The following is a 16,504-nucleotide window of genomic DNA, read 5'->3' on the forward strand; positions in this document are numbered from 1 at the left end:
TCGCCGACCCGACATCCAGCGCCTCTAGCTGGCCCGGATCGATCCGGGGGACCGCCATGCGACTGTTTTCGACCATCGCGCTGTGCGCGCTCATCGGCGCGGGCGCGGCCCAGGCCCAGGTGGTCGCGCCGCCCGATCCCGATCCCCTGCCCCCGCCGACCCAGGCGCCGAACGGCCGCTACGCCGCCAAGGGCTGGGCCGACCGGATCGTTCTGTCGCCCGGCGCGGACGCCGCGCGCGAAATGGCCGTCGCCTGGCGCACCGACACACGCCAGACCAGCGCGCAAGCCCAGATCGCTCTGGACATCGCCGGCCCCTTGCTGGACCACGCGGCCCGCACCGTGGCGGGAAAAACAATCGCCGCGACGGCCGAGAACGGCCCAGCCAACCACCACCATGTCCGCTTTACCGACCTGACGCCGGGCGCCCGCTATGTCTATCGGGTCAAGGCCGCCGATGGCTGGTCGGAATGGCTGCCCTTCACCACCGCCAAGGCCGAGCCGGCGCCGTTCCGCTTCCTCTATTTCGGCGACACGCAGAACGACATCCTTGAGATTGGGTCGCGCGTCATTCGTCAGGCCTTCCTGTCGTCCGGCCCGGTCGCCCTGGCCGTCCACGCCGGCGACCAGGTGGCCCAGCGCGAGACCAAGGTGAACGACGACGAATACGGCGAATGGACCGAAGCAGGCGGCTACGCCTTCGCCATGATCCCTCAGGCCGTGGCCGCCGGAAACCACGAATACCGCGACGCCGCCGCCGCCGACGGTTCGGAGACCCGCGAACTGGGTCCGGGCTGGACGCCTCACCACGCCCTGCCCGCCAATGGCGCGCGGGGCGCCGAGGCGACCTCCTACGTCTTCGATTTCCAGGGCGCGCGGTTCGTGGTGCTGGACGGCACCTCGGCTCTCGACCTCGGCACGCTTGACAGCCAAACCGTTTGGCTGGAGCGCGTGCTGTCCGAAAGCATGGCGCGCTGGACCATCGTCCTGATGCACCAGCCGATCTTCACCTGCGCGCGGCCGAACGACACCACCGCCCTGAAGGCCGCCTGGAAGCCGATCTTCGAACGTCACAAGGTGGATTTGGTCCTGCAGGGCCACGACCACTGCTACGCCCGCGTTTCCAACGAGGGCGGCGCCGCGGCCTCTCGCGCGGCCTCGGATGCGGGACAGCCGGCGGGGCCGGTCTATCTGGTATCGGTGGTCGGCTCCAAAATGTATGGGCTGAACGACCGCGCCGACGTGCAGCCGGTTCGCGCCGCCGAGAATACCGAACTCTATCAGGTCATCGACGTCGCCGACGACCACATCGCCTTCCGGGCCTTCACCGCCGACGGCGATCTTTACGACGCCTTTTCCCTGAGGCGCGGGGCGGATGGTCGCAATCGTTTGGTCGAAACGGACGAAGCACTGCCCGCCGCCCGCCGTTGCGACGGCGTCGCCGGTCCAGACGGCCGGCCCTGCACCGCCGAAATCAAGGACTGACGACAAAAAGGGGGCGCTTGCGCCCCCCCTCTCTGCATGGTCATCGGATCGGAAGCATCAAGCCTTTTCGATGGCGGCCGCGATCTGGTCACTGGAATGGCCGGTCAGATCCTTGGCGATCTCACCGACCAGCTTGCCCTGCAAATCCTTGTGCCAATGCTTGCGCAGTTCGCCCAGCGTCTTGGGCGCGGCGATCACCAGCAGTTCATCGATCTTGTTGGTGACCGACCATTTGTTCAGCACCTCGGCCACGCCCATGGCGAAGCCGTCCTCGGCCTGGGTGTCGTTGTCGGGATTGGCTTCGTTGGAGCGCCGCCCGGCCGAGCCGGACACCCGGTCGGCGATGGGCGGGTTCTCCAGCGGGACCAGGGTGATGTCGGAACCATTCGTGTTCTTGAACAGAGCCAGCTTCTCGCCGTCCAGCACCGCCACCAGCGCGCCATTGGAAAGTTTCATCGTCGGTTCTCCAGTCTCTTTCGGGCTGGAGGTAACGAACCGGAGCCTGTGCCGTTGCCTTGGCGTGTCACGCACGATGTCGCACGACAAGGCGTCAAGACATTCGCGCTGGGGTCGGCTTCCGAATGCCGCGTAGCAACCACGTAAGGGGACCTCGTCAGCGACCGGAGGTTGTGATTAGACTGTGACCAAACGAGGGACGGATCGCCATGTTGAAGATTTTCGTCGCGACGCTGGCGCTTTCGACAGTCGCCATGGCGACCAGACCAGCGACGGCGCTTGCTCCAGCTGTCGCGGCCGCCTCGCCGCAAATGACGCGGCAGGAACGTCAGGACCACGATCTGTTCATACGGGCCAACGGCGAGTTTCAGCGTCGGGGCTATCCCGGCCTTGCGCGCCATCTTCCGGCGCTGCGCCAGGCGCTGGATCGGATGCCGGCCGACTATGGCCAGGTCGCCGAGCAGGATGGTCAGAATATCGTCCGACTGACCGATCCTGGCGATGTGGTGGTCATGATGATCGCACTGTCGGCCACGGCGCAGAAAGATGGCGCCGCCAAGGGCGCGACCGCCCTGCCGAACGTGTATGGCGACATAGCTCTTATGCTCGCCTCGGACGCGGTCGAAGCGCGGCGGTATGAGGAAGGGGTCGCCTATCTGGATCGTGTACTGAAGGCGCAACCCAAGAACTGGTTGCTGCTCGTCGAAAAGGCCGCCGCCCTTCAGGGGCTGGGCCGGTGGGACGAGGCGTTGGCCCTGTCGGACGCCGCCCTGGCCGACAACGACGTCATGATGGTCCTGCATCGCGGCCCGTTCCATCGTCGGCGGGGCTTCAGCCTGATCGAACTGGGCCGGTTGGATGAGGCCAAGGCCGCCTACGAGGCCGCGCTGCAGATCGACCCCGACGACGCAAACGCCAAGCGCGAGTTGGAATATATCTCCCAACTGAAAGCTGGCGCTGCGCCTGCCGCGCCCCAGGTGGTCGCGCCTCTGTCGTCGACGTCGGCGCGCCCAACCCGCTAGAGCAACCGACCGCCCGCTTCGTGGGCCAGCAGCCAGCGTTTGCGTTCGAGGCCGCCCGCATAGCCGGTCAAGGCGCCGTTCGCGCCGATCACGCGGTGGCAGGGCACGATGACGCCGACGGGATTGGCGCCGTTCGCCAGGCCCACCGCCCGGACGGCCTTTGGCGCGCCGATGGCGGCCGCCAGTTGGCCATAGGTGCGGGTCTCGCCGGCGGGGATGTCGCGCAGAGCCCGCCAGACCGCGCGCTGAAACACGGTGCCGCCGGTGCGGACCTCTAGCCCGTCGAAGGCGGTCAGCTCGCCGCCGAACCAGGCGTCGACGGCCTCGCGCACCGGCTGCGGCGCCCGACCTTCGCTCAGCACGACCGCGTCATAGTGTCGGGTCAGCAATCGCCGCAGCCGTGGCTCGTAGTCGTGGAAATCCAATGCTCGAACCGCACCGTCAGCGTCGGTCACGACCATCACCTCGCCGACCGGCGACGCCAGCCGGTCCAGCGTCAGGATCAGCGGATGCGCGTGGGCCATCTCAGCCTGTCCGGTCATGTCGAAGCTCCTTGCTCAGGGTCCAGTAGAGGGCGCCGTAGGCCCGCCACGGCCGCCACCGCTCCGCGCGCGCCAGCAGATCGCCGTCGCGCGTCACCAATCGGTCGCTGGGCGCATCCTCGCCCACGTCGATCCAGTCTCCTGCGGGCCTAAGCCCCGGCCGCACCTGAAGCAAAGGCTGCAGGAGGGAATCGGCCGACAGATCACGCGCGATCGCCTCTGGGTCGGCGGCAAGGTCGAACACGCGCCGCACGCGGGCCAGAACGCCCGGCAGGGCCTTCAGCGCGCCGATACGGGCCTGGACCTCCGCCTTACCGTTGGCGGCGGGGCGCAGCGTCACCGATCCGTCCGCGCCATCCACCGCTGCACGCAGCCGTCGCGTCCAAACGCCGTTCACCACCGTTTCGTCCGCCGCCCGGCGCGTCGCCAGCGCGCCCATCATGGCCGGCCAGTCATAGGGCGGGCGATAGGTCAGACCGAGCCTGATCGCCCCGCCCGCCTCGCCCCCGACTTCGCCGCCAGTCTTGCGTCGCCGCAGGTCCGACGGCGCCCGGCCATACAGGGCCTGAAACGTCTCGTTGAAACGCCGCACGCTGCCGAAACCTGCCGCCAGGGCCACATCGGCCATCGACAGGTCGGTCTCGTGGATCAGCTGTTTGGCTAGAAGCACGCGCCGGGTCTGGGCCACGCTGACCGGCGCGGCGCCCAGGTGCTGGCGGAACAGGCGTCGCAGTTGCCGCTCGCCTAGCCCCAACCGCGCGGCCAGGGCCTCCGTGTCGCCGGCGTCCAGCGCCCCCGCCTCGATCAGGGCCAACGCGCGGCTGACCGTATTCGCGGTGCCGCGCCAGGCGCCCCCGCGCGGCGTCTCGCCCCGCCAGCCGGCGAAGTCCGGCGCCGTCTCGGGCCGGCAGCGCAGACAGGCCCGAAGGCCCGACGCCTCGGCCGCCGCCGCCGTCGGGTGAAAGACCACATTCTCGCGCTTGGGCGTGCGCGCCGGGCAGACCGGACGGCAGTAGATGCCGGTCGAGACGACGCCGGTGAAGAACCGCCCGTCGAAACGGGCGTCCCTCGCCACCACCGCCCGCCAGCAGGCGTCCTGATCCAGACCTGTATTCATGACCTAAAGGATGCCCGCCGCGCCGCGCGATGTCTCGCGGTTTTCGGACATAGATCGATCAGATCAGTCCTTCAGGAAGAATAGGGCATCCACGGTGGTTTCCAGCGCCCGCGCCAAGTCCAGCGCCAGCAGGGTGGACGGGATGAAGACGCCGTTCTCGACCGTATTTATGGTCTTGCGCGACACCCCGGCCAGGTCGGCCAGCCCCTGCTGCGTCAAGCCGGCGGCGGTGCGAACGTCCTTGAGCCTGGAGCCCAGGCGTGGATCACCCATCGCGGCCGGCCTCGCGGTCCAGCCAGGCGAATCGCAACCCCGCCGAGGCGCCGCCCAGCGCCAGCACATAGGGCAGCGCCATCACCCCATAATCGGCCCGCCAAAGCCCCAGGCCCAGCGCCACGGTCACGCCGCCCATCAGCACGACGAAAGCCAGGATCATCGACTTCGCCCGCATGACCTGGGTCAGTTCGTCCTCCAGCAGGCGGCGGTTGCGCCGCGCGTGCAAGTCCCACCCCATCACCAGGACCGGGATCAACCAGCCGTACAGAATAGGCAACAGGATCTGCACATAGGCGCCCGCATTGTGATCGCCCCCCAATACTCGCTGCATCCCCATCTGCGCCTGGAACATGAACAGCAGCAGGACCAAGGGAAACAGCACCAGTTGGCGCGTCCGCTCGCGTTGCAGCTTTTCGCGGCGGGCGCCGTCGCGGCTGGCGCCGGGATTGAGCGGGCGACCAGGGCGGCCCCACCACATCGCCAGCCCGCCCACCAGGATTAGTCCGAACCCCATCCCGGCCGCGATCCCGGCGATCGTCGCCTGATCGCCGCCCGTTCCGTTCAGCAGGGCGAAACCCGTGCCGCCGATCAGCCCCATGCCCCCGACGACGGCCAGGGCGACGCCGCTCCACCAGCATCGCCCCCTTTGCGTCGTCATCCGCCGCACGGCATCCGCTTCGTTGTGGGTCATTGCAACCTCCTCAAGTCACCTTCAGGTTACATATCACCTATAGGTTACACGACGTCAAGCGGCCTTTTTGTCGGCCCCGGCCGCCAGGCGCGCTCCCGCCCGCACGATACGGGCCACTTCCACCGCAAAGGCCCAGACCACGACCACCATCAATATGGTCGCCAGACTGGCCTCTTGCCCGCCGGAGCGGTCGATGAGAATGCGGATTCGTTCGAAGAAGGCCGTCGCCGTCCCAACCCATATCACCGGCGATAAGGCCGACCAGAACCAGATCCACAGCACGCCCCAGGCCGCGGCCAGGCCGAACAGGATATCGCCGGCCGCTGTCAGGCGCGCGTTCGCGCCCGCGATCACCCGCATCAGATCGAACCCGATCCGGCACACGGCGAACAGGATGACCGGCCAGTATGCGACGGCGAACATCTGACCCAGAATACGGCCGTAGTTCACGCCGTCGACCACGCCGGCCCATTCCTCGGGCTGGATCGGACGGATCTGCAACAGGCCGGTCCACCACAACAGCATGACCGACCAGCCGATGGCGCTGGCCGCCGCGCGGGCGACCGGCGACATCTGGGCGCCCTTGCGCACTTCACGGCCCGATTTCGATGGGCGTTCGCGCCCCCTACTGAACCACTCGCCCCTGGCGATCCGGTCGCTGGTCCAGCGTTCGGCGTCGAAGTCGCCGCCCAGTTCGAACACGCCCAAATCCTTGACCCGCCATTGGGCGATGAAGTCCGGCTTCTTCTCCTGCCGCTCCAGAATGAATCCGGCGATGGTCAGAAGGCCGACCACGGTGACGGCACCGCTGAACAGGCTGGCGAAGGCCTGACCGACGGCCTGCCCCACATAGATGTCGCCGACCAGCACCCGCACCGCCAGCCCGACCAGGGTGAAGCCCGCCATGACCACCAGCCCGACCTTGGCCCCGAACAGCCACCACGGATAAAGTGTCGGCCCGATCAGCGCCTGCGGCCCTGGACGATAGCGCGCGGCGACGCTCAGCGGATGACCGACCTCGCGCAACAGCCCCTCGACCTCGTCGTCCGTCGCCGGCCGCCCCAGACGGGCCTCTAGCGCCTCCAACCGTCCTATGATCTCGTCGCGCAGTTCGGCGACGATGTCCTCGCGAACGGCCTTGGGCAGTTGCGCCGCCAAGGCGTTCAGATAGCGTTCCACCAGGTCCATATCGGCCCCTCCTTCAGTCCCGTTTTTCACAGCATCGCCTCCAGCGAGGCCGAAAGACCCCGCCATTCCACCGCCAGTCGTTTCAGCATCGTCTCGCCGCGCGTCGACAGGCGATAGAACCGCTTCTTGCGCCGTTCTTCCTCTCGCCATTCGCTGTCCAGCAGCCCCTGGCTCTCCAGCCGGCGCAGCAGCGGATAGAGGGTGCTTTCCTCCATCTCGATCCCCGCCTCGCCGAGAGAAACCCGCAGCGAATAGCCGTATTGCTCGCGCCTCAGGCTGGCCAGCACGGCCAGGATAAGCGACCCCCGCCGCAGTTCCAGACGCAGGCTCTCGAATAGCAGCGCCTCTTCATTCTGGCTCAATCTCAAGCCTCCGTGCGTCACATAGTGTGTGACACACAGTGTATGGGACATACTGTACGACAGAGTCAAGTCGGCCTTGAGGCGAAACCGCCCGCCCTGCGGCGCGCTATGGCGAGATACGCCCTCACGCACTAAGTTCTGTTCATGAACCGTTCTTCGACGCCGAAGCCCGCCGCCGCCAAGCCCGCCAAACCCGTCCACGTGCCAAACCCTGGCGTGCAGGAGGCGTCGGCCGCCTTCATCCGCGATACAGGCAAGATGCCGATGTTCGCCCCGGTCACCGGCCCGCGCCTGACGCCGGAGGAGCCGGTCGCCGCCCCCGCCGACTGGGTGCCGCACCGTCCCTCGCGCGAAGGGACCAAGAAAGGCGGCAGGTTCCGGCTGGAGACCAAATACACCCCTGCAGGGGACCAGCCCGCCGCCATCGCCGAACTGGTGGCCCAGGCGGACGCCGGCGACCGGGATCAGGTGCTGCTGGGCGTCACCGGCTCAGGCAAGACCTTCACCATGGCCAAGGTCATTGAACAGACCCAGCGCCCGGCCCTGATCCTGGCCCCGAACAAGACGCTGGCGGCGCAACTCTATTCCGAATTCAAGGCTTTCTTTCCCGACAATGCCGTTGAATACTTTGTAAGCTACTACGATTACTACCAGCCTGAAGCCTATGTTCCGCGCACAGACACGTACATTGAGAAGGACTCAAGCATAAACGAGCAGATCGACCGGATGCGCCACTCGGCGACGCGGGCGATACTGGAGCGGGACGATGTGATCGTGGTGGCGTCGGTCAGTTGCATCTACGGCATCGGGTCGGTCGAGACCTATACCGCCATGACCTTCACGCTGAAGGTCGGGGATCAGATCGACGAGGCCAAGCTGCGCGCCGACCTGATCGCGCTGCAATACAAGCGCAACGACCTGAACTTCGATCGGGGCATGTTCAGGAAACGCGGCGACGTGATCGAGATCTTCCCCGTCCACCTGGAGGATCGGGCGTGGCGCATCAGCCTGTTCGGGGACGAGCTGGAGGCGATCCAGGAGTTCGATCCCCTGACCGGCAAGAAGACCGCCGACCTGACCGAGATCACCGTCTACGCCGCCAGCCACTATGTCACCCCGCGCCCCACGCTGAACCAGGCGACCAACGGCATCAAGGCGGAGCTGAAGGAGACGCTGGACTGGATGGTCGAGAACGGCAAGCTGCTGGAGGCGCAACGCCTGGAGCAACGCACTCGCTTCGACCTGGAGATGATGGAGGCCACCGGCTCCTGCGCCGGCATCGAGAACTATTCCCGCTGGCTGACCGGCCGCGCGCCGGGCGAGCCGCCGCCGACCTTCTTCGAATACATCCCCGACAACGCCCTGCTGTTCGTGGACGAGAGCCACGTCACCATCGGCCAGATCAACGGCATGTTCCGGGGCGACTACCGCCGCAAGTCGACGCTGGCGGAATACGGCTTCCGCCTGCCGTCGTGCATCGACAACCGCCCGCTGAAGTTCGAGGAATGGGACGCCATGCGGCCCCAGACGGTGCACGTCAGCGCCACCCCCGGCCCGTGGGAGATGGAGCGCGCGGGCGGCGTCTTCGTGGAACAGGTCATCCGCCCCACCGGCCTGATCGACCCGCCGGTCGAGATCCGCCCCGTCTCCGGCAAGACCCGCAACCAGGTCGACGACGTCATCGACGAGGTCAAGGCCACCACGGCGCGCGGCTATCGCAGCCTGGTCACCACCCTGACCAAGAAGATGGCCGAGGACCTGACCGAATATATGCATGAGCAGGGCATCCGCGTCCGCTACATGCACTCCGACGTCGACACGCTGGAGCGGATCGAGATCCTGCGCGACCTGCGCCTGGGCTCGTTCGACTGCCTGATCGGCATCAACCTGCTGCGCGAGGGGCTGGACATCCCCGAGTGCGGCCTGGTCGCCATTCTGGACGCGGACAAGGAGGGCTTCCTCCGCTCGGAGACCTCATTGATCCAGACCATCGGCCGCGCCGCCCGCAATGTGGACGGCCGCGTCATTCTGTACGCCGACCGCATGACCGGCAGTATGGAGCGCGCCATCGCCGAGACCGACCGCCGCCGGGAACGGCAACAGGCCTATAACGCCGAACACGGCATCACGCCCGAAAGCGTCAAGCGCGACATCAAGGAAATCCTGGACAGCCCCTATGAGTCGCGCGACCTGGACCGCCTGACCAAGCCGGGCGTGGCTGAGGCTTCCAAACCCTTCGTCGGCTCCAACTTCCAGGCCGCCCTGCGCGATCTGGAAGGCCGCATGCGCGAGGCCGCCTCCAACCTGGAGTTCGAAGAAGCCGCCCGCCTGCGCGACGAGATCAAGCGCATGAAGCTGATGGACCTGGAGTTCGCCAACGAAGCCCTGACCGGCGCGGGCGAAGAGGTGGACCGGTCAGCCCCGAAGAAATGGCGCAAGGAGGCGGCGGCGGAAGCGCAGGAGCGGTTCAGGAAGGGGCGACTCTAAACCTCTCTTCCCTAGGGGGAGAAGCTGGCCGAGCGGAGCGAGGTCGGATGTTCAACCTGACCTTTGCCCAGATCGCGAATATGTGCGCTAACCATCAGCAGGCGCGCTCAGAGGCGCGTTAGATTACTCACGATCGCTGGGAGGTTATTGAGTCCATCATTCGCACCCAGATCAATAACTCTGCGACCTAGGCGTGAATATTGCTGACTTAAGACGCAGAGAAGCCGAAGCTAACGCTTACTCGCCGAAGTCCGCTGGGACGCGTCCACGATCTCGATAAGAGAAGCTGGTTCGTTTGCTATCACCGCCGCGTTGCGGAGGTCGGTGATCGCCTGGAGCTTCGCATCCCAATTGTCGCCAAACTCGATCACCAAAAAATATGCGGCATCGGTATTGGAGGCAGCTTTGTACACTTCAAGTTGCTTCTCGTACCCATGCTTAACCGCACCCATGGACCGTTTGACTTCGACTAGAACGCGGTTGGCGTAGCCAGATGAAAACTTGAAATCGACAGGCCCACCGCCGGGGTTCATTTCCGGGCTGATGTCCACGTTGTTGGCTTGGCAATATGCGTCGGATACGGCGAAAAAGAGGAGCTGAGCTGCGCGCTCTTTGCGCGGCCGACCGTTGCTCCAAAGCAACTCCCAACTATTGTTCTCCTCCACCAAGCGGCGAAAATGGACGATGATCTCGCCGACAATCCGGACAATCTCTTCTTTGGATTTTGTGCGGGGCGGCGCGATTCCCCCCCGGAAGGCATCGAGGTTTCCGCTGAGGACCTTTCTGAAAGCGTAAAAGCCGAGAATATCTTCATTAGGATCGTAGTTGGTGCTGCCACTCAGAACGGCTTCGAGCAGGGCGCGGAAATTCTCTAATGACAACATCGCTGCGCGCTTGATAGCGTGCTTCTTGTCGGAGACAGTGGCCTTGCTGATGTCACCGACAAAGCTGTTGAAGGCGTCGCGGATAAGCTGGTTTTGGAATGCCACCTCCGAAACGTCACTCCAATCTGTGGCAAGCGGTAAATCACGCAGTACATCGCTCGGGACAAGCAGTACTGGCGTGTTGGGCCGGTACGGATTGCTTGGCAGCGGCATTCCGAAGAACTGCGGGAAGTTTTTGACGGTAATGCCGTGGGCGACGGCGAATTCACTCGTGAGCTTAGCGAGCCCCTTGGAAATCGCAGTCGTCGTGAGATCGCTGATGGTATCCGGTCCCACGCCATCTTCGAACATCCCCATGAGAGAGATGATCTCCGGGTCATTCTCCCCGAGCCTGACGATTTCCTTGGTGGTCTTGAGGATTGTCGTCCGCAGCGCCTCGGGCCGAGAGCTGCCGCGAATCGAGCCGCCACCAAAGCCGAGGCAGGTTTCGGGGCGCTCGGAAAGATCGAGTTGGCGCTCCGCCGCTTTCCACGCGGGATCACCCGGATTTTGCGAGGCATCAAGGAGACGAACCACGTTGGCGAACCGCGCGCGGAGTTGATCGTAACATTCGCCGCTGGCGACTTCGTTCGAACTGGTTCTCAACAGAAGCGGGTCGACGAAAAGCGGCGTGTCGCAATTGAGGATCGGGTCGAATAGGCCCGCCATGTCGAGTTCGGCTGGATCAATATCGAAATGCGCCGAGAACAGCTTCGGTGATTGTAGCTTCCGGCTCATGCTCATTCTGGTAGGTTGATCACTGATACTCGAGCTTAGGCATTGACTAGCTTGCAATCCACCCTTGGCTCACGTCAACGGCGACGCTTTCCGATCTGGCGGGCCACGTCCGCTTTCGGCCCCAAGCCTAAGAGCAAATCGCCACCTTGAAGAAATCCAGAATAGCCGCTCATGGGCCGAGGCACCGCGAGCGGAACCCGGCCTAAAAGATGGCGGGGTTATCCTCATCCGTCCACGTGATACCCGCGCAGTTGGCGCGATGGTTCCCTCCTGGGCGGCTCCACTTGTCTCGAAATTCGCTAGCTGAAATAGTGACCTAGAAATCCACCTTCTCCCGCAAGGGGAGAAGGATCGGGCTTCACAGCTCATCCAGCGTCTTGTCCCATTCCTCCATCGAGATGACCCCGCGCGGGCGGCCGACGTAGAGGTCGAGGCCCTGGGAGATGCGGCGGTCGCGTTCGCGCTCGATGACGGGGTCGAGGCCGGCTTCGCGCAACTGGGCCTCAAGCGCGGCGATGCGGCGTTCCAGCTGGACGCGGCGGGCCAGTTGGGCGTGGCCCCATTCATTGTTGACGCGCTCCAGCTTCTGCTTTTCCCGCCAGTAGTGGCCGCGCAGTTCCCAGTCGCTCTTGTCGCTGGTGTTCATGGCGAAGCGACGCTCGGCCTCGTCCGGGTTGGTCAGGATGTCGAAGACCAGTTGCAGGGGCGCGGTCTTGAGCGTCAGGCGGGCGGCGCGTCCGCGCCCGTCGCCGTCGGCCAGCTTGCGATAGGTCTCGGCTAAAGCCGCCAAGGCGCGGGCCTGGGGGAAGTCCTGGGCGTGCAGGGCGCGGCCGGACGCCTGGGCGGCGGCGCGGGCCAGGTCGGCGGGGTCGTGGACATCGCCGTCCGACGCCGACAGGGCCTCCATCGCCGGGAGCGGCAGGGCGTCCGCAGACCCCTCGTCCAGAAGCGGCGCCGCCGCATTGCGGGGGTTTCGGGACCAGCCCTCGCGCGTGGCGCGGGCGCGAAGGGCGGCCTCGGTCACGCCGTGACGATCGGCGACAGTCCGGGCGTCATCACCCGACAGATAATCCTGGCGGATGCGGTTCCAGACCTGGGGCGGTTGAATCTTGTAGGTGCGTTTTGTCATGCCGACAGTATGGGCGCAGTCCTACCTCAGGCCGGATGATTGCCGAATTTCGAGGCTAAATGCCTGATTTTCCATATGTGGAGATGTCAGGTTAGACGCGCCAGCCATCCTAAATCACCGCCGGCGCCGCCTACGTCCGACTTTGGCGCAACGGCGTGCGACGACGGCGGGCATGAGCCAGGGCATTCATCGCAAGATCCGCTCCGACGCCGTCTGGGCCGAGGCGCGCAAGGCGTGGGAGGCCGGCGAAACCGCCCGGTCGGTGGCGCAACGCTATGACGTCGGGGTGCCGGCCCTGTGGAAGCGGCGCGAGGCCGAGGGCTGGACGCGGCCCGACCCGGCCGCCTCGGCCGCCCCGGTGGAGCCGGCGGAAGGCTGGTGTCGCCACATCCAGGCGCGGCGCGACGACTTTCACGCGCGGCTGGAGGAGGCGCGGGTGCTGGCCGAATGCCTGGTGAAGGCGATGCAGGACGAGCGGCTGAGCGCGGCGCCGGACTGGCATATTCCGTGGCTGTATCACTGGCGCGCCAAACACCTGGGGCCGGAGGCGGAGGCGCGGGACCGGGCGCGGGCGATCGAGATGAACCAGCCGTGGGCCGAACGGTTCTGGGACGCGGACGGGACGCTGAAACCCCTGCCCTGGCTGGATCGGGAGATGGCGCGGCTGGACCCCGAGGCTTGGCGCGAGGCGCTGGGCCTGCCCGACGGCCTGCCAGAGGCGGCGCGGCGATGGCTGGCCTGAACGGGGCGGCGGGTTGACTTATCGGCGATAAGCGCCCATTTGCGCCGCATCGCACACTCGCGATCTCCGGCGTCTCCAGCGCGTGTGGGTCCGTTTCGGACCTGACTGTAGCAGCCGCCGGTTCCTCAAGTTCATTCGCTGCCCGGACACGCGGGGCGGCGCCCGATCCACCCCGCAGGCCTCATGTCGAGGCTCCGTCGGGACTGGCGGTGCGCGGCCCGACGGCGTCATGCCATGGCTGAAAGCGCCCTGCCGCACGCGAAAGACATTGCTGTGAGCATCACCTTCGAATCCATGGGCCTGAACAAGGCCCTTCTCCAGGCTCTGGCCTCGACCGGCTATACCAAGCCCACGCCGATCCAGGAGAAATCCATCCCCGACGTCATGGCCGGCAAGGACCTGCTGGGCATCGCCCAGACCGGCACCGGCAAGACCGCCGCCTTCGCCCTGCCGATCCTGCACCGCCTGGCCGAGAACCGCACCCCGCCCGCGCCGCGCACCACGCGCGCCCTGATCCTGAGCCCCACGCGCGAACTGGCGACCCAGATCGCCGACAGCTTCAAGGCCTACGGCGCCCACCTGGGCTTCCGGGTCGCGGTGATCTTCGGCGGCGTGAAATACGGCGCCCAGGAACGCGCCCTGCAACAGGGTCTGGACATCCTGGTCGCGGCGCCCGGCCGCCTGCTGGACCATATCCAGCAGAAGAACCTAGACCTGTCCTCGACCGAAATCTTCGTGCTGGACGAGGCCGACCAGATGCTGGACCTGGGCTTCATCAAGCCGATCCGCCAGATCGTCAGCCGCATTCCGGCCAAGCGCCAGAACCTGTTCTTCTCGGCCACCATGCCGTCGGAGATCGGCAAGCTGGCGGGCGAACTGCTGAAAGACCCGGTCAAGGTCCAGGTCACGCCGCAGTCGACCACCGTCCAGCGCATCAGCCAGTCGGTCGTCTATATCGAACAGGGCAAGAAGCGCGCCCTGCTGACCGAGATGTTCAGCGACCCGGAATACAAGCGCTGCCTGGTCTTCACCAAGACCAAGCACGGCGCCGACAAGGTCGCCGCCTATCTGGAGACCGGCGGCGTCGAGGCCGGGGCCATCCACGGCAACAAGTCCCAGCCGCAGCGCGAGCGCACGCTGGAAGCCTTCAAGAAGGGCAAGCTGCGCGTTCTGGTCGCCACCGACATCGCCGCGCGCGGCATCGACGTGGACGGCGTCTCGCACGTCGTGAACTTCGAACTGCCGCACGTGCCGGAATCCTATGTCCACCGCATCGGCCGCACGGCGCGGGCAGGCAAGGACGGCACCGCCGTCAGCTTCGTGGCCGGCGACGAGATGAAGCTTCTGCGCGACATCGAAAAGGTCACGCGCCAGAAGATCCCGGCCGCCGACCGCCGCAACGACAAGCAGCTGGCGGCTCTGGACGCCTCCATCATGTCCGCCGGCGTGGCCAAGAAGGCGACCCTGCCCGAGCGTGAAGGCGGCGAGCGCAACGAAGGCGGCCGTGGCGGTCGCGGACGCCGCAATCCGCACCGCGACGGCGTGCGCCCGGAAGGCGGCGGCCAACCCCACCGCAAGCGTCGTGGCGATCGCGGCGGCGAGGCTGCGGCTGCGCGTCCCGAGAAGACCTACAATCCGATGGCGGGTGAAAAGACCACGCCGCGCGAACCCCGCCCGGCCGATACGCGCAAGAGCGAGCCGCGTCCCGAGGGTGAAATGAAGCGTCGTCCCCGTCGCCGCCCGTCGAACGGCGGCAAGGGCTATGGGGCCGCCAAGGGCTGACGTCCAGCCTGCGTCATCCTCGGTTCGAGCCGAGGATGACAGGTCGGCGATCGGCAAAAAAAACGGCGGCTCCTTCGCAGGAGCCGCCGTTCTCATGTCAGGCGTATGCGGACCTTAGAAGTTCCAGGTCGCGCCCAGCGAGAAGCCGACGCCGTTGCCCTTGGCCTCGCCCCGCAGGTTCGAGACGACCAGACCGTTGCCATAGACGTCGCGCGTGTCGTTGATCGCGGCGGTGTCGATGTCGATGTAGGTCACGGCGCCGTCGAAGGTCATCGAACCCATCGTCTTGGACAGACCGGCGGCGTAGAGCCAGCGGTCGCCGTCCGGGATGCGGGCGGTGCGGTGATCGTCCGGGGTCGGGGTCGGGTCGTAGCCCACGCCCGCGCGGAAGGTCATGGTCGGGTCGATCTTGTAGTCGAAACCGACCGCGCCGGTGGTGACGTCGTCATAGTCCTGAACGATGGTCGATGCGCCGGTGGCGCCATAGTTGACGCGGATGGCGTCGAACTTGCTCCAGCCGATCTGGTTGACCTGGGCGTTCAGGGTCAGGCGGTCGTTCACGGCGTAGCGGGCCGAGAGGGTGGCGTACCACGGCGTGGTGAACTTGGCCGTGCCGTCCGCCGAGACGTTGGCGCCGGCCAGGACGCCGGTCAGGCCCGAGATGTTCACCGTGCCGTCAAGCTCGTGCTTGATTTCCGAACGATAGGACAGGCCCAGGTCCAGCTTGCCGAAATGCATTTGGGCGCCGGCGTTCCAGCCGTAGTTCCAGCCGTCGCCTTCCAACTGATTGCGACCGTCGGTGGACGGCGAAATGACATAGGCGGGCGACAGGACGGCCGGGATCGGGGCGTTCGGCAGAGCCGAGGACAGGGTGGCCTTGGCGTATTGGGCGTCGAAGCCGGCGCCGATGTCCAGCCAGTCGGTGACCTTGGCGGCGGCGACCAGGCTGACATTTGCGGAACGCAGTTCCGAGGTCAGGGCGTCGTAGCGGGCGAAGTCGTCGGCCAGATATTTGGTGGTGAAGTTGTAGGGCGCCTGGACGGCCAGACCGACGTTGAAACGATCACCGATAGGGGTCGAGATGGCGAAGTTCGGCACGATGCCGCTTTCGACCACGTCATGGACGTGCGGATCGCCGTTGACCGGATAGGTGCGGCTGACCACGCCGACGCCGGCGACGGGCACATTGTAGGTCAGGGTCGAACCACGGTTGTCGACGCTGGAGTCCAGGATCAGGCCGTGCATGCCCGTATAGACTTCGCGCTGGGTGCCGGCGATGGCGGCGGGGTTCCACCACAGCGACTGGACGCCCTTGTCGGCGCCGACGCCGGCGTTGGCGCGGCCCTGGCCCCGCGTCGATTGTTCCTGAACATAGAACGAACCGGCCATGGCGGGCGCGGCGACGCCGGCCAGAAGCGCGGTGGTCAGGGCGATGCCGCCCGCGCGGGCGAGAGTCCTGGAGGTCATGTACCATTCCTAAGTGCAGCCCCCGCCATCAAACGCGGCGGTGGGGTGTCGGGGGAGAGACGTTGCCGCAGCGCTTTCGACCAGAAAGCGTTGCACGC

At 66.2% G+C, this 16,504-nt stretch carries 15 protein-coding genes; 5 read left to right on the forward strand and 10 right to left on the reverse strand.

Features of this window, described 5'->3' with window-relative positions; genetic code table 11:
- The first annotated feature begins 56 nt into the window (after positions 1–56).
- Complete coding sequence (locus KZX42_RS14630) at positions 57–1,484, forward strand: metallophosphoesterase family protein (protein WP_248120459.1); 1,428 nt, start codon at positions 57–59, stop codon at positions 1,482–1,484.
- Between the two features lie 57 nt (positions 1,485–1,541).
- Here the strand turns inward: KZX42_RS14630 and KZX42_RS14635 are convergent, their stop codons facing one another.
- The gene (locus tag KZX42_RS14635) at positions 1,542–1,940 is read right to left on the reverse strand and encodes a host attachment protein (RefSeq protein ID WP_248120468.1); all 399 of its coding nucleotides are present in this window, start codon (positions 1,938–1,940) and stop codon (positions 1,542–1,544) included.
- Positions 1,941–2,149: 209 nt separating this feature from the next.
- Here KZX42_RS14635 and KZX42_RS14640 point away from each other — a divergent pair, with 209 nt between their 5' ends.
- The gene (locus KZX42_RS14640; RefSeq protein WP_248120470.1) at positions 2,150–2,962 is read left to right on the forward strand and encodes a tetratricopeptide repeat protein; all 813 of its coding nucleotides are present in this window, start codon (positions 2,150–2,152) and stop codon (positions 2,960–2,962) included.
- On the opposite strand, the gene KZX42_RS14645 is transcribed toward KZX42_RS14640, so the two are convergent.
- From KZX42_RS14645 to KZX42_RS14670, 6 genes are all read right to left on the reverse strand, one after another.
- Positions 2,959–3,504: a methylated-DNA--[protein]-cysteine S-methyltransferase gene (locus KZX42_RS14645; protein ID WP_248120472.1), complete on the reverse strand. Its 546-nt coding sequence runs from the start codon at positions 3,502–3,504 to the stop codon at positions 2,959–2,961. The genes KZX42_RS14640 and KZX42_RS14645 overlap by 4 nt on opposite strands.
- On the reverse strand, positions 3,488–4,621 hold the full coding sequence (locus KZX42_RS14650; RefSeq protein ID WP_248120474.1) for an Ada metal-binding domain-containing protein: 1,134 nt from the start codon (positions 4,619–4,621) through the stop codon (positions 3,488–3,490). The genes KZX42_RS14645 and KZX42_RS14650 overlap by 17 nt, the downstream gene beginning before the upstream one ends.
- A 63-nt stretch (positions 4,622–4,684) precedes the next feature.
- On the reverse strand, positions 4,685–4,894 hold the full coding sequence (locus tag KZX42_RS14655) for a helix-turn-helix domain-containing protein (protein WP_248120476.1): 210 nt from the start codon (positions 4,892–4,894) through the stop codon (positions 4,685–4,687).
- Positions 4,887–5,588: a hypothetical protein gene (locus KZX42_RS14660; protein WP_248120477.1), complete on the reverse strand. Its 702-nt coding sequence runs from the start codon at positions 5,586–5,588 to the stop codon at positions 4,887–4,889. The genes KZX42_RS14655 and KZX42_RS14660 overlap by 8 nt, the downstream gene beginning before the upstream one ends.
- Positions 5,589–5,642: 54 nt before the next feature.
- The gene (locus KZX42_RS14665) at positions 5,643–6,776 is read right to left on the reverse strand and encodes a hypothetical protein (protein WP_248120479.1); all 1,134 of its coding nucleotides are present in this window, start codon (positions 6,774–6,776) and stop codon (positions 5,643–5,645) included.
- A gap of 26 nt (positions 6,777–6,802) precedes the next feature.
- The gene (locus KZX42_RS14670; RefSeq protein WP_248120481.1) at positions 6,803–7,138 is read right to left on the reverse strand and encodes a helix-turn-helix transcriptional regulator; all 336 of its coding nucleotides are present in this window, start codon (positions 7,136–7,138) and stop codon (positions 6,803–6,805) included.
- A 144-nt stretch (positions 7,139–7,282) separates the two neighbouring features.
- Between KZX42_RS14670 and uvrB the strand changes: the two genes are divergently transcribed.
- A complete protein-coding gene (gene uvrB / locus KZX42_RS14675) occupies positions 7,283–9,625 on the forward strand; it encodes an excinuclease ABC subunit UvrB (RefSeq protein WP_248120483.1) in 2,343 nt (780 codons plus the stop codon).
- Between the two features lie 230 nt (positions 9,626–9,855).
- Here uvrB and KZX42_RS14680 read toward each other — a convergent pair whose 3' ends face one another.
- Both KZX42_RS14680 and KZX42_RS14685 read right to left on the reverse strand, forming a co-directional pair.
- On the reverse strand, positions 9,856–11,286 hold the full coding sequence (locus KZX42_RS14680; RefSeq protein ID WP_248120484.1) for a hypothetical protein: 1,431 nt from the start codon (positions 11,284–11,286) through the stop codon (positions 9,856–9,858).
- A gap of 358 nt (positions 11,287–11,644) precedes the next feature.
- On the reverse strand, positions 11,645–12,415 hold the full coding sequence (locus KZX42_RS14685) for a hypothetical protein (protein ID WP_248120486.1): 771 nt from the start codon (positions 12,413–12,415) through the stop codon (positions 11,645–11,647).
- Between the two features lie 172 nt (positions 12,416–12,587).
- Between KZX42_RS14685 and KZX42_RS14690 the strand changes: the two genes are divergently transcribed.
- Together KZX42_RS14690 and KZX42_RS14695 are read left to right on the forward strand one after the other, a co-directional pair.
- Entirely contained in the window at positions 12,588–13,157 is a 570-nt protein-coding gene (locus KZX42_RS14690; RefSeq protein WP_248120488.1) for a hypothetical protein, read from the forward strand.
- 234 nt (positions 13,158–13,391) lie between these two features.
- The gene (locus tag KZX42_RS14695) at positions 13,392–14,939 is read left to right on the forward strand and encodes a DEAD/DEAH box helicase (protein ID WP_248120489.1); all 1,548 of its coding nucleotides are present in this window, start codon (positions 13,392–13,394) and stop codon (positions 14,937–14,939) included.
- Between the two features lie 114 nt (positions 14,940–15,053).
- On the opposite strand, the gene KZX42_RS14700 is transcribed toward KZX42_RS14695, so the two are convergent.
- Positions 15,054–16,406: an outer membrane protein transport protein gene (locus tag KZX42_RS14700; protein WP_248120491.1), complete on the reverse strand. Its 1,353-nt coding sequence runs from the start codon at positions 16,404–16,406 to the stop codon at positions 15,054–15,056.
- Positions 16,407–16,504 lie beyond the last annotated feature (98 nt).

It is taken from the genome of Brevundimonas sp. EYE_349 (assembly GCF_023147505.1).
Classification (GTDB): domain Bacteria; phylum Pseudomonadota; class Alphaproteobacteria; order Caulobacterales; family Caulobacteraceae; genus Brevundimonas.